Below are 12,586 nucleotides of genomic sequence, written 5' to 3'. Positions count from 1 at the left end.
GGCGTCACGCTGCTGCGCTTCAGAACTGCTCCGGTACTACGAAGCGTCGGCCTTGCGGACCCAGACTTCGCGGATGATCAGCAGGATCGCCGCCGCGGTCGGGATGGCCAGCAGGGCGCCGACGACGCCGAGCAGCGCGCCACCGAGCAGGGCCGCGATCACCGTGACCGCACCGGGGATGTCGACCGCGCGGCGCATGATCCGCGGCGCGACGAAGTAGTTCTCGATCTGCTGGTAGACGACCCCGTAGATCAGGCAGGCCAGTCCGGTCCAGAGCCCGTCGGTGAAGCCGATCAGCGCGACCAGGACGACACCGATCAGGCCGCCGACCATCGGGATGAACGCGGTGAACATCACCACGATCGCCAGCGCGACGGCGTACTCGCCGAGGCCGACGATCTCCAGGAAGATGAACATGAAGAACCCGGCACACGCCGCCACCAGGAACTGGCCGCTGACGTAACCGCCGACCCGGCCGAGCACCTCGTCGCCGAGGATCGAGACCCGGTTGCGCCGGCTGGCCGGCACCAGGCTGTACGCCGCGCGCTTCACCGTCGGCAGTGAGGCGAGGAAGTACAGGGTGAGGATCAGGATCGTGAACGCCGAGAACAGCGCGTTCGCGACCACCTTGCCGACGCCGAGGATGCCGCCGAACGCCTTCTGCGCAAGGGCCGGGTCCTGGATGTAGTCCTGCGCCTTCTTGATGAACTCGTAGCGCTCGTTGAGTTCGTTCAGCGTCTTGGACTTGGTCAGCAGGTCGAGCCACTGCGGTGCGTTCTTGATCAGCCCGTCGATCTGGTCGGTGACCACCGGGACGATCGCCAGGCCGACGCCGGTGACCGCGAGGATCATCAGCAGGAACACCACGCCGACCGCGAGGCCACGCTTCAGCCCGCGGCGCATGAACCACTCGACCAGCGGGTTCAGGCCGACCGCGATGAACATCGACACGACCAGCAGGATCAGTACCGACTTGGCCTGGCCGAGCGCGTTCCACAGGCCCCAGGCGACCAGCACGCCGAGGGCCGCGAAGAAGCCGAACACGAACGGGTTCGACCGGCGCAACGGCGGGCCGGGCGCGCCCATCCCCTCGGACGGGTGCCGATCATCGATCAGCATCTCACCGGGGTTCTGATCGTCGTCCTGGCTCGCCGCCTTGGCCTGCGCGGCGGCCAGTTCGGAGTTCTTGGCTGCTTCCGCCGCCACCTCGGCCGCGTCCTCGGACTGGTCGGCGGCTTCCTCCGACTGGTCCGCCGAGGCCTCCGAGTGTTCCGCGGACTTCTCCGCGTCGTCGGCGGCCGCTTCGGCCTCGGCCGCGGCGGCCTTCGCCTCGCGCGCCGCTTCCTCGATCTCCGCTACCTGCGTCTTCGCCGTTTCATCTTTGTCGCCACCAGGCGTCACTGCTGGTCCTTCGAGCCCTTGCCGTCGCCGGCTGCCTTCTTCTCATCAGCCTTGACGCCGGCCGTGGCCGCCCCAGCCTTGCCTGCTGCCGTCACGTCTGCCTTGGCCGGGTCTGCCTTGTCTGTGCCGGCCTTGTCGGTGTCGGCCTTGGGGGCAGCCAGGTCGGAGAGCCGGAACTCGTCGATCCGGGTCTCGTCCCGCGGCGGCTCGGCGGTCTTCGGCTCGTCGGCGTCCACCCGCAGGTCGGTGTCGATCCGCGTCTCGTCCGCGCGCGCCGCACCGGCCGTGCTGCCGACGAACGGGCTGCTCCCGGCGAACGGGTTCTCGCCGCGCGCCAGCTCGGCCTCCTCCGGCTCCACCCCGCCGGTGGCGGAGTAGGTCGCGGTGGGCGCATCGGCCCCGGTCGAGTAGGTCGCGGTAGGTGCGTCGGCCCCGGTGGAGTAGGTCGCCGTGGGGGCGTCGGCGCCGGCGGAGTACTTGGCCGTCGGCTCGTCGTACGAGGGAGCGGCGAACGGGCTGCTCGCTTCGCTGGTGCTGCCGGTGGACCGGCTGGTCGTTGCGCTGGTTGCCGGCGCCGCGAACGGGTTGCCGTACGGCGTGGCCGTCTCGGAGTCGAGCTCGGCGGCCTGGCGCGCGATGTTGCTGGCGATGTCGTTCAGGCCGGCGATCTGGGCCAGAATGCCGTCGCGGCGCTTGGCCAGCCGCTCGGTCTCCCGGGCGATGATCGTGCGCGACCGCTCCGCCTCGTCGGCGGCGTTGGCCAGCTCGGCCTCGGACCGGGTCCGCGCGGTGGTGAGCAGCTGCTCGGCCTCGCGGCGGGCGCGGGTCAGCGTGCGCTCGGCGGACTCCTCCGCCTCGGCCCGGATCTTGCGGGCCTGCTCGGTGGCCTCGGCGACCCGGCGCTCCGAAGCCTCGGCGGCCTCGCGCATCTGGGTGGTCAGGTTCTCCGTGTCGGCGGCGATCTTGGAGTGCTTGTCGGCGAGCTCCTTGGCCTGCTGCTCGCGTTCGTCGGCCAGCCGGGCGCGCAGGGCGGCGGACTCGCGCTGGATCGCGGTGCGGATCTTCTCCGCCTCGTGCAGCGCGCCGTTCTTCATCGTGCTGGCCTCGGACTCGGCGGTCAGCTGCAGGGTCTCCGCCTTGCGCCGGGCAGCCGCGAGCACCTCGGCGGCCTCGGTGTCGGCGGTGCGGCGGATCTCGGCCGCGTCACCTTCGGCGGTACGGCGCATGCTGTCGGACTCGTTCAGCGCGACCGTGCGGATGTCCTCGGCCTCGCGCTCGCCGGCAGCCCGCATCGCGGCAGCTTCCTTGGCGGCAGCGGTGCGGAGCTCGTCGGCCTCACGACGAGCCTCCTCGAGAGCCTCGGACGCCTGGTCCTGGGCCAGCCGCAGAATCTGCGCGGCCCGGTCACCGAGCCCGGCGTACGACGGGTTGGCGCTGGCCTCGAGCTGACGCTTGGCCTCTTCGAGCTGACGCTGCAGCGGAGCGGAATTGGCCTGCGACTCCTCCAGCCGCGCGCGAGCGTCGGCGAGCTGCATCTCCAGCGCGCGGACGTAGTCGTCCACCGCCTGTTTGTCGTAGCCGCGACGTCCCACGGGGAAGCCACCCGCGGCGGTCGCAGTACGATCGAAAAACGGCAGGCTCGACTCGTCAGCCATCCCAAAGAGTCCCTTCTGGCGGCTCGGTTGAATCCCTCACCCTAAAGCCTGTCAGAACCCCCCGACACCACACCAACCGGGTCACAACCCAGGCACCCCCAGCAACAACCACCTGCTGGGGGCGTGGAAAACCTCAGCTGGTTCAGCGGTTGCGGAAGCGGTTGATCTGGGGGAGGTGCTTCTCGCGGAGTTCGGCGTTCTTGACGCCGAGGCCCTCGGTGGGGGCGAGGGTGAGGACGCCGACCTTGCCCTGGTGGAGGTTGCGGTGGACGTCGTACGCCGCCTGCGCCGTCTCCTCGAGCGGGTACACCCGGCTCAGGGTCGGGTGGACCATGCCCTTGGCAATCAGCCGGTTCGCTTCCCACGCCTCGCGGTAGTTGGCGAAGTGCGAGCCGATGATGCTCTTCAGGTTCATCCACAGGTAACGGTTGTCGTACTCGTGCAGGAAACCCGACGTCGACGCGCAGGTGACGATCTTGCCGCCCTTGCGCGCCACGTAGACCGACGCGCCGAACGTCTCCCGCCCCGGGTGCTCGAAGACGATGTCCGGATCGTCGCCACCGGTCAGCTCGCGGATCTTCGCGCCGAGCCGCTTCCACTCCTTCTGGTCCTGGGTGTGCTCGTCGGCCCAGAACTTGTAGCCCTCGGCCGACCGGTCGATGATCAGCTCCGCGCCCATCGCCCGGCAGATCTCGGCCTTCTCCGGCGACGAGACCACACACACCGGGATCGCCCCGCCGTTGAGCGCGAACTGGGTCGCGTACGAACCGAGTCCACCCGACGCGCCCCAGATCAGGACGACGTCGCCCTGCTTCATGTTCGCGCCGTTCGCCGACACGAGCTGCCGGTACGCCGTACTGTTCACCAGCCCCGGCGACGCGGCCTCTTCCCAGGTGAGGTGAGCCGGTTTAGGCATCAGCTGGTTCGACTTCACCAGCGCGAGTTCGGCCAGCCCGCCGAAGTTGGTCTCGAAACCCCAGATCCGCTGTTCGGAGTCGAGCATCGTGTCGTTGTGCCCGTCCGGCGACTCGAGCTCGACCGACAGGCAGTGAGCGACCACCTCGTCGCCCGGCTTCCACGCGTTCACGCCGGGGCCGGTGCGCAGTACGACGCCGGACAGGTCCGAACCGACCACGTGGTACGGCAGATCGTGGCGCGCGGTCAGCGGCGACAACTTCCCGTACCGCTTGAGGAAGCTGAACGTCGAGACCGGCTCGAAGATCGAGGTCCAGACGGTGTTGTAGTTGATCGCGCTCGCCATCACCGCGACCAGCGCCTCACCCGGGCCGAGCTCGGGGGTCGGTACGTCGTCCAGGTGAAGGCTCTTGCGCGGGTCCTTCTCCTTGGCCTCCAGGCCCTCGAACATCCCGGTCTCGTCCGCGTGCACGGTGATACCGCGGTAGTGCTCCGGTACTTCGAGCCGGCCGAACTCCTCGGCAGGCGTGTCGCCGGCAAGGATCGCGTCGAGGATCTGCTTCACGTCGTACCTCCGAGTGGGATGGAGCCGTGGTGAAAGCGGAATCTACCGACGAGTATGCCTGGATTTGAAGGGTTCTGTGATGGACGTCGCAGCCGTTGAGACGACCGTCACTTTTGCAGTCCACTGTGTTTGGTGGTCTTATCCGGCGAAATGCCTTCGATGTCAACCAAGCCGATGGTGCAACCGGACCTGAGTGCCGGCCTCGCCCGACCTGATCTGGACCAGGTCGCAGAGCTGGTTCGCCAGCCAGACGCCGCGCCCGCCGCGTCCGTCGGTCGGCGGCATGACCCGGCCGATCAGCGGGTCGTTGATCCGCCCGTCGTCGGCGATGTCGAGGATGAGCGTGCGGTCCTGTGTCCACAGCGACAACGCACCCTGACCGCCCCCGAACCGGATGCTGTTCGTGCAGATCTCGTGCATCGACAGGGTCAGATCGTCCACGGCATGCCGCGACAGACCGTGCGACCCGGCCCACTCCGCCGCCCAGCGTCGTACTGCGGTCAGCTCGGCCGGCCCGAACTTCCGCTGCTCCGCCCACTCCGGTACTGCGGGCAGCGGGTCGCCGAACCTCCCCGACACGACCCGGCCCCAGTCGCGGCCGTTGTCCCCGCCGATCGGGTGGATGTCCGCCGGATCGAGCTCAGGGCCGACCACGGACGCGGAGTACGGGCAGCGTAGGCGGAACGGGCCGGAATGCTCGAAAGCCACGTTGAGCAAGGCCTCGTGCAGCCCGGCTTCCGCGTACTCCGCTTCGGTCCTGCCCGGATAGGCAGGTTCGCCGAGACCGCGGATCGAGCGGCCGGGGTGCTCGCGCAGCAGCTCGGCCCACAGCGGGATGATCCTGGCCGGGTTGCGGCCGGCGACGGTCATGTCGATGAAGGTGATCTGCTCGGCCAGGTCACCGAGTTCGCTGTGCAGCAAGGCGATCCGGGCCGGCGGTACGGCGACCAGGACGGCGTCGCCGGCGAGCAGGCCGTCGCGCAGGAACGGAGCCGCCCGGCGCACGAACTCGTCCTCATCGGTGTAAATGAAGGCATCGTGCTGAAAACCGGCGGGACCACCGTTCACCGCGTCAGGGGCGCTGTCGATCAGCACGAGCCCAGACTAGACCCGAAACGGTCATCAGGCCTGGTCACGGCGCGGTTCGTCGCCGAGCCGCCGAGCCGGGGCGCTGAACGGTCGTTTCGGTCACAGCGGGGTCGCCGCCGGTCACGGACGGCGGTCAAAACGCCGGTTTCGGCTCCGGGGGGCGGTCGTCGGGGGTGGCGGTCAGGAGGCCGGTTCGACCAGTTCGATCAGTACTCCGCCGGAGGAGCGCGGGTGCAGGAAGTTGACCCGCGAACCCGCAGTACCCCGGCGCGGTTCGTCGTACAGGAGGACGGCGCCGCGTTCGCGCAGGGTGGCGCAGACGGCGTCGATGTCGCGGACCCGGTACGCGAGCTGCTGGATGCCGGGGCCGCGCTGGCTCAGGAAACGCGCGATCGGCGAGTCCTCGGACAGCGGGGCGAGCAGCTGGATCGAGGAGCCGCTGTCGCCGACCGAGAGCATCGCCTCGCGGACCCCTTGCTCCTCGTTGACCTCTTCGTGCGCGACCGTCATGCCGAACGTCTCGGCATAGAACCGGACCGCCTCGTCGAAGTCCGCGACGGCGATGCCGACATGGTCGATGGCCTCGAACAGCGTCTGGGTTCCGGTGGCGTCCATGGCTTCAGATTGGCCTGCCGGTACGCCGAATCCAACCGAGTGTGACCGGATCGACAACCCCGTACCAGTGCGCTCGCAGGTATCGTGAGAACCATGTCTGACACCACTCGCAGCCCGCAGAACACATCTGTCATAGTCGCCGGTGCGCGGACCCCGATCGGTCGGTTGCTGGGTGGCCTGAAGGGCTTCACCGGCGCCGAGCTCGGCGGCTTCGCGATCAAGGGCGCGCTGGCCAAGGCCGGCGTCGCTCCGGAGCAGGTCGAGTACGTGATCATGGGCCAGGTGCTGCAGGCCGGGGCCGGCCAGATCGCCGCCCGCCAGGCCGCGGTCAAGGGCGGAATCCCGATGACGGTGCCCGCGATCACCATCAACAAGGTCTGCCTGTCCGGCCTGAACGCGATCGCGATGGCCGACCAGCTGATCCGCGCCGGCGAGTACGACATCGTGGTGGCCGGCGGGATGGAGTCGATGACGAACGCGCCGCACCTGCTGCCGAAGTCCCGCGAGGGCTTCAAGTACGGCGATGTGACGATGGTCGACTCGATGTCCTACGACGGACTGTGGGACGCCTTCACCGACCAGGGCATGGGCCCGCTCACCGACCAGGTGAACAACGAGGGCCTGAAGCTGACCCGCGAGGAGCAGGACCAGTTCAGCGTGCGGTCGCACCAGCTGGCCGCGGAAGGCTGGAAGAACGGTGTCTTCGCCGACGAGGTCGTCCCGGTCGAGGTCCCGCAGCGCAAGGGTGACCCGCTGGTGATCGACGCCGACGAAGGCATTCGCGGCGACACCTCGCTGGAGTCGCTTTCCCGGTTGCGTCCGGCGTTCGGCAAGGACGGCACGATCACGGCCGGGTCCGCCTCGCAGATCTCCGACGGTGGCTGCGCCGTCGTCGTGATGAGCAAGGCGAAGGCCGAGGAGCTCGGGCTGACCTGGCTGGCCGAGATCGGCTCGCACGGCTCGGTCGCCGGCCCCGACTCGTCGCTGCAGAGCCAGCCGGCCAACGCGATCGTGAAGGCCTGCTCGAAGGAAGGCATCGAGCCCGGCACGCTGGACCTGATCGAGATCAACGAGGCCTTCGCGGCCGTCGGGATCGCCAGCGCCCGCGAGCTGAACGTCGACCTGGACAAGGTCAACGTCAACGGCGGCGCGATCGCCCTCGGTCACCCGATCGGCATGTCGGGCGCCCGGTTGGTGCTTCACTTGGCTCTGGAGCTCCAGCGCCGCGGCGGCGGTACCGGAGCAGCTGCCCTTTGTGGTGGTGGCGGCCAGGGTGACGCCCTGATCGTCCGCGTCCCGCAGAAGAGCTGACACCCTTCCCTTTCATCCGTACGCCGAGCTTCACCCGTACCCCGAGCTGACAGAGAGCCGATGCCACGACGGACTGCCCCGGTCGCCGAGCTGGTCGAGAGAGCCCGCGAAGGCGACTCGCGGGCAGTCGCTCGGCTCATCTCCCTCGTCGAGGACGAGTCGCCGCTGCTGCGCGAAGTGATGGCCGCGCTCGCGCCGCATGCGGGTCGGGCGCACATCATCGGCATCACCGGTTCGCCCGGGGTGGGCAAATCGACGTCCACCTCTGCGCTTGTATCGGCGTACCGGGCAACCGGGAAGCGGGTCGGCGTACTGGCGGTCGACCCTTCGTCGCCGTTCTCCGGTGGGGCGTTGCTGGGCGACCGCGTGCGGATGCAGGACCACGCGACTGATGCCGGCGTCTTCATCCGCTCGATGGCCTCGCGCGGTCATCTTGGAGGACTGGCTTGGACGACTCCGCAGGCGTTGCGGGTGCTCGACGCGGCTGGGTTTGACGTGGTGCTTGTGGAGACCGTGGGGGTCGGGCAATCCGAGGTCGAGATCGCCGGGATGGCCGACACGACCATGGTGCTGCTCGCGCCGGGGATGGGTGACGGCATCCAGGCCGCGAAGGCGGGCATCCTCGAAGTCGGCGACATTTACGTTGTCAACAAGGCAGATCGCGACGGCGTCCAGAACGTCACCCGCGACCTGCGCGCCATGCTCGCACTAGCCGAACGGGCGCCCGACGCCTGGACCCCACCCATCCTCAAAACAGTTGCCTCCCGCAACGAAGGCGTCGACGAGGTGGTCGCCGCCATCGAGGACCGGCTGGCCTGGATGAGCGCTAATGGCGTATTGACGGAACGCCGCCGCAGCCGCGCACGAGACGAGATCGAAGCAATCGCCATGACGGCCTTGCGCTCCCGCTTCGCCCACCTGCATGGCGACGCAAGACTCGACGTCCTGGCCGCGAAGGTAGCCGACGGCAACACCGACCCGTACTCCGCGGCAGACGAACTGATCGACGCGCTTTAGCTGTTCCCACGCGGCCTCGCATGCCCGCTCCTGCGTCGCGTGCTGCTTCGACCGCTCCCGCCCGCCCGTGGTGAGCGCTCCTACGTCGCGCGATGCGACCACGGTGGTGGCTGCCGCTTGGGGTGGCTGCAGGTGTTGAGTTGCTCCCGCGCGGCCTCGCTTGCCCGCTCCTACGTCGCGTGCTGCTTCGACCGCTCCCGCCCGCCCGTGGGGTGAGCGCTCCTACGTCGCGCGATGCGACCACGGGGGTGGCGCCGCCTGGGTCTGCTGCCGCGGTGAGGTTGTACCCGCGGGGACACGTGCTGCTCGTTGTCCGTCGAGTCGGCCTTCAGCCCGTGGAAGGCCCGCTTTTTGTGCCGACCGACAGGAGGTAGTGGCCATTTTCCGGCCATCGGCATCCCCGCTGAGCGTGCGCTGATGCCCGGCCGCGGACTACCTCCTGTCGGTCGGCACACCCAAGCCCGTCTCAGCACGGCGGACCTGATCGTCCGTTGTGTGCCGGCGCCGGTTACCCGCAGCGGAACGCCGGTGGGCCTCTTAGGTGTCGGCTGGCCCCTGAATCCCGCTAGCCGCCCTGTCGGATCAGCGAGTCAGCGGGTCAGGGGCGAGACAGGAGCCCGCTCGCCGCCTCCACAGTCACCGCTCGAAACAGTCCCCGCGCCAACCGGCTGCTTTCACCAAGCGGGCGACGGAGGAGCCCGCGCCCGGGGTGGGTGGGAGCCAGCGCCGCAGTGAGCGACGCAGGAGCGAGCGCAGGCGCCAGCGTGGGGAACACTCAGCGCCGGAGCACCCCGATCGGTTTCACCAAGCGGGCGACGCAGGAGCCCGCGCCCCCGGGTGGGTGGGAGCTCAGCGCCGTGTGAGCGACGAAGGAGCGAACGTGGCGCCGGCGTGGGGACCCAGCTTCACTGACACACTTGGCGACTCTCTGTCACATCCGGAAGCGGGCAAGGAGGCGCCGATCGGGCCGGTTCAACTACGCTCGTCTCACGGCGGCGCGCCGGTTGCTGCCGTGCCCCCTGATCCGTTACAGAATGGATCTTGAAGCTGGTGAGCATTGTGCGGTGGGCTGTGTTCAGTCAGTGACAGTTGGTGACTATCCGTGATACAACACAGTCGACCGAATTGGTTGCGAACGAGGAGTGGTGACATGCCGAAGAAGCTGCTGATCTGGCTGGTCATCGCCTTTGCGGCGTTCTATCTGTTCACACAGCCCAGAGGTGCCGCGGATGCCGTGGGAGGTGCGTTCGCGGCCGTCGGCGATGCGTTCTCGAGCGTGATCGTCTTCCTGTCCGCGCTGTTCAACTGAGCCTTCAGTCAGGTGTCCCGTACCGAGCTTTCGTGCGGGACACTTGGCTGTAGTGAGGGCCGTGGGGCCGACAGCGGGGTGAACAGGGGAGTGAGCGGATGGCCGGAATAGGCCTCTTCAGGATCTTCGATCCCAAGGTCAGGCGCCATCTGATCTCGGACGAGGGCGAGGTCGTCATCGACGAGGTGCGGCACCACTGGGTGGTGTTCGTCGTGCCGATGCTCGAGGTCGTGCTGGCTGCAGCCTTGCTGGTGACGATGCTCTGGCTGTCGATCACCGGTGCCGGGGTGCTGCTGGTGATCGTGCTGGTTCTGCTCGGGCATGCGTTCTGGCAGTTTCTCACCGAGCATCGCGACCGGTTCGTGGTCACCAACATGCGGGTGATGCGGATCCGCGGGGTCTTCTCGCAGACCGTCGCGACCACCCCGATCGCGCGAATCCTCGACATCACGCTGCAGAAGCCGATCGTCGGGCGGATGTTCGGCTACGGCCACTTCGTCTTCGAGTCCGCCGCGCAGGACCAGGGTTTCCGCGAGATCAAGTACGTCAGCCGGCCCGACGACCGTGACCTGACCATCCAGCGCGTCATTCAGCGCACCGGCCTGCGGGCTTCCGCGAGTGTCGATGTCGTCCAGGGCGACGACGACGATTCCGATGACGACGGTACCGGTCCAGTCGGCATGAACCCGGCGGTCGAGGTCACCAACGCGACCACCCCGGCGCCGAGCCACCACGCGACCTCCCGAGCCGTCGGCACGTCCAGCAAGTCGATCTTCAACTCGGAACGAGCCAACTGGACCGACGACCCGGACCAGGACTAGCTCGTACTACGGCCCGCCCCGCCGCCCAAGCGGTCAGGAATCAAGAAGCATCGCGGGGTACGGCCGAAATAGCGTGAGGAGCACGAAGACAGCAGGCCTTCGGGCCCTCACCGCAGGAGTGAATGATGACTGAGACCCTGGGAATCCAGACCGTGTTGCATCCGGTCGAGGACGTGGAGAAGGCGACGGCGGTGTACGCCGCTCTGCTCGGGATCAAGCCGCAGGTCGAGTCGGCGTACTACGTCGGCTTCGACGCGGCAGGGCAGCACATCGGGCTGGTGCCGAAGGGGCCGCAGAGCCCGGACTCGGTGACGGCGTACTGGCACGTGGCGGACATCGAGGCGAAGCTGGCCGAGGTGAAGGAAGCGGGCGCCAGCGTGAAGGACTCGCCGCGCGACGTCGGTGAAGGTCGCTTGGTAGCCACCTTCACCGATCTCGACGGCAACGTCCTCGGACTGATCCAGGACCCGGAGAAGTAGCAGCCGGCCCTTAGAGCGTGGCCTCGGCGAGGCGGGCGCGGAACTCCTGTACTGCGGTGTCGTCGCCGGCCGACTGCTCCATGTTCAGGTCGTGGCGGCCCCACAGCCACAGGAAGAGCTCGTCGGGGTCGCCGAAGACCTCGGCGTCGACGTCACCGTCGGCGCCGGGGGTGACGGTCACGCTGGTCGCGTCGAGGCGGACGGTCCAGGAGCGGCCTTCGGCGGTGATCCGGATGGTGGCGTCGACCGGGTGCTTGGTGTCGCCCTCCTCCCACCATGGGCCGCCCAGCATCACCGTCAGGATCTCGTCGATCCCGTCCAGGGCCAGTTCGCGGTCCACCGGCGTGACCACGTCGTGCGCGAGCTCGGCGTCGACGCGGTGGACGACGGTCTCCAGGGCCATCCGGCGGTACCAGAAGGCCGAGGTCTCGTCCGTGGGCGAGAAGGTCCACGTCGGCTTCTCGGTGCCGGCCTGCACCAGGGCTTCGGGGATCGCGGCGCGGGTCTCGTCGTACAGCTCGAGCGTTTCGCGGTCGTCGAGGTTCGGGGGCCAGGGCTCCGGCCGGGCTCCCAGACGGAGTACCTCGATCTTGTGCAGGTAGACGGTCGCGACATGACGCAGTACGTCGTCCACCGTCCAGCCGGGGCAGCTCGGGACGGGGTCGGACAGGCCGAGCCGGCCGACCTCGGCGAGGCGGGCGGAGTCGGCTTGGAGGCAGGCGAGATAGAAGTCAGCACGTTCGGGCGGCAGGGACATGCACAGAGGATGCCACCAACCGCCGACAGTTTCCGGGGGCAGGCGGCACCGAACCGTTAACGTTGCGGCATGGCGAGGAAGAAACCGTTGCCGTTCGACCCGATCGACGAGGCTTCGCGGCAGTGGGGGCGCCGGTGGGGTGCCGTCGAGCAGATGCGCGCGGTCACGTCCTTGATGCGCGCCCAGCAGATCGTGATCGGCGAGCTCGACGAGATCCTCAAGAAGCACGGCCTGACCTTCGCCCGGTTCGAGGCGCTGGTCCTGCTGACGTTCTCCCGGCGCGGTTCGCTGCCGCTCGGCAAGATGGGCGAACGCCTGCAGGTCCATCCGACCTCGGTCACCTCGATCGTCCGCCGGCTCGAGACGGCCGGGCTGGTCACCCGTACGCCGCACCCCGACGACGGGCGCGCGATTCTGTGCGAGATCACCCCGGAAGGTCGCGACCTGGTGGAGCGGGCTACTGCCGACCTCGTCGCCGCCGATTTCGCCCTGCGCGGCCTCACCGACGACCAGCTCGAGATGCTCTGGTCGGTCCTGCTTCCCCTCCGCCGGACCGCCGGCGATTTCACCTGACCCCGAAATCACCAGCTTCGGGCACGCGCGAAGTGGAATTTAGTAGGACGTCCAAGTACTTTGGGGGAGTGACCAACCC

The 12,586-nt window shown here is 68.5% G+C and carries 12 protein-coding genes; 6 read left to right on the top strand and 6 right to left on the bottom strand.

Annotation, left to right across the window (positions count from 1 at the left end; all coding sequences use genetic code 11):
- Positions 1-36: 36 nt before the first annotated feature.
- The 5 genes from AB0F51_RS32905 to mce all read right to left on the bottom strand — a co-directional run bounded on the left by AB0F51_RS32905 (position 37) and on the right by mce (position 6,240).
- On the bottom strand, positions 37-1,401 hold the full coding sequence (locus tag AB0F51_RS32905; protein ID WP_360286120.1) for an AI-2E family transporter: 1,365 nt from the start codon (positions 1,399-1,401) through the stop codon (positions 37-39).
- The gene (locus AB0F51_RS32900) at positions 1,398-3,056 is read right to left on the bottom strand and encodes a transposase (protein WP_360286118.1); all 1,659 of its coding nucleotides are present in this window, start codon (positions 3,054-3,056) and stop codon (positions 1,398-1,400) included. Before AB0F51_RS32900 ends, AB0F51_RS32905 begins: the two co-directional genes overlap by 4 nt.
- Before the next feature lie 142 nt (positions 3,057-3,198).
- Entirely contained in the window at positions 3,199-4,536 is a 1,338-nt protein-coding gene (ccrA, locus tag AB0F51_RS32895) for a crotonyl-CoA carboxylase/reductase (RefSeq protein WP_360286117.1), read from the bottom strand.
- A 162-nt stretch (positions 4,537-4,698) separates the two neighbouring features.
- The gene (locus tag AB0F51_RS32890) at positions 4,699-5,631 is read right to left on the bottom strand and encodes a sensor histidine kinase (RefSeq protein WP_360286116.1); all 933 of its coding nucleotides are present in this window, start codon (positions 5,629-5,631) and stop codon (positions 4,699-4,701) included.
- A gap of 174 nt (positions 5,632-5,805) precedes the next feature.
- The gene (mce, locus tag AB0F51_RS32885; protein WP_360286115.1) at positions 5,806-6,240 is read right to left on the bottom strand and encodes a methylmalonyl-CoA epimerase; all 435 of its coding nucleotides are present in this window, start codon (positions 6,238-6,240) and stop codon (positions 5,806-5,808) included.
- Positions 6,241-6,333: 93 nt separating this feature from the next.
- Here mce and AB0F51_RS32880 point away from each other — a divergent pair, with 93 nt between their 5' ends.
- From AB0F51_RS32880 to AB0F51_RS32860, 5 genes are all read left to right on the top strand, one after another.
- A complete protein-coding gene (locus tag AB0F51_RS32880) occupies positions 6,334-7,551 on the top strand; it encodes an acetyl-CoA C-acetyltransferase (RefSeq protein ID WP_360286113.1) in 1,218 nt (405 codons plus the stop codon).
- A 60-nt stretch (positions 7,552-7,611) separates the two neighbouring features.
- Positions 7,612-8,568: a methylmalonyl Co-A mutase-associated GTPase MeaB gene (meaB, locus tag AB0F51_RS32875; RefSeq protein ID WP_360286111.1), complete on the top strand. Its 957-nt coding sequence runs from the start codon at positions 7,612-7,614 to the stop codon at positions 8,566-8,568.
- Between the two features lie 1,150 nt (positions 8,569-9,718).
- Positions 9,719-9,877 (top strand): hypothetical protein, encoded by a 159-nt coding sequence (locus AB0F51_RS32870; protein WP_360286109.1) that lies wholly within the window; start codon positions 9,719-9,721, stop codon positions 9,875-9,877.
- Between the two features lie 98 nt (positions 9,878-9,975).
- Complete coding sequence (locus AB0F51_RS32865; RefSeq protein WP_360286108.1) at positions 9,976-10,698, top strand: PH domain-containing protein; 723 nt, start codon at positions 9,976-9,978, stop codon at positions 10,696-10,698.
- A gap of 125 nt (positions 10,699-10,823) precedes the next feature.
- Entirely contained in the window at positions 10,824-11,177 is a 354-nt protein-coding gene (locus AB0F51_RS32860; protein WP_360286106.1) for a VOC family protein, read from the top strand.
- A 10-nt stretch (positions 11,178-11,187) separates the two neighbouring features.
- Here the strand turns inward: AB0F51_RS32860 and AB0F51_RS32855 are convergent, their stop codons facing one another.
- Positions 11,188-11,934, bottom strand: a complete 747-nt coding sequence (locus AB0F51_RS32855) for a maleylpyruvate isomerase family mycothiol-dependent enzyme (RefSeq protein ID WP_360286104.1) — start codon at positions 11,932-11,934, stop codon at positions 11,188-11,190.
- Between the two features lie 69 nt (positions 11,935-12,003).
- On the opposite strand from AB0F51_RS32855, the gene AB0F51_RS32850 reads away from it, so the two are divergent.
- Positions 12,004-12,507 (top strand): MarR family transcriptional regulator, encoded by a 504-nt coding sequence (locus AB0F51_RS32850; RefSeq protein ID WP_360286103.1) that lies wholly within the window; start codon positions 12,004-12,006, stop codon positions 12,505-12,507.
- Positions 12,508-12,586 lie beyond the last annotated feature (79 nt).

Source organism: Kribbella sp. NPDC023855 (genome assembly GCF_040639475.1).
GTDB lineage: Bacteria > Actinomycetota > Actinomycetes > Propionibacteriales > Kribbellaceae > Kribbella.
The sequence above is the reverse complement of the archived record's forward strand: the minus strand, read 5'-3'. Positions and strand labels throughout refer to the sequence as shown.

Bases quoted from the DNA above. Each gene is read 5' to 3' on its own strand.
- AB0F51_RS32900 (WP_360286118.1), bottom strand. From the start codon at position 3,056: ATGGCTGACGAGTCGAGCCTGCCGTTTTTCGATCGTACTGCGACCGCC.
- mce (WP_360286115.1), bottom strand. From the start codon at position 6,240: ATGGACGCCACCGGAACCCAGACGCTGTTCGAGGCCATCGACCATGTC.
- AB0F51_RS32880 (WP_360286113.1), top strand. From the start codon at position 6,334: ATGTCTGACACCACTCGCAGCCCGCAGAACACATCTGTCATAGTCGCC.
- meaB (WP_360286111.1), top strand. From the start codon at position 7,612: ATGCCACGACGGACTGCCCCGGTCGCCGAGCTGGTCGAGAGAGCCCGC.
- AB0F51_RS32870 (WP_360286109.1), top strand. From the start codon at position 9,719: ATGCCGAAGAAGCTGCTGATCTGGCTGGTCATCGCCTTTGCGGCGTTC.
- AB0F51_RS32865 (WP_360286108.1), top strand. From the start codon at position 9,976: ATGGCCGGAATAGGCCTCTTCAGGATCTTCGATCCCAAGGTCAGGCGC.
- AB0F51_RS32860 (WP_360286106.1), top strand. From the start codon at position 10,824: ATGACTGAGACCCTGGGAATCCAGACCGTGTTGCATCCGGTCGAGGAC.
- AB0F51_RS32855 (WP_360286104.1), bottom strand. From the start codon at position 11,934: ATGTCCCTGCCGCCCGAACGTGCTGACTTCTATCTCGCCTGCCTCCAA.
- AB0F51_RS32850 (WP_360286103.1), top strand. From the start codon at position 12,004: ATGGCGAGGAAGAAACCGTTGCCGTTCGACCCGATCGACGAGGCTTCG.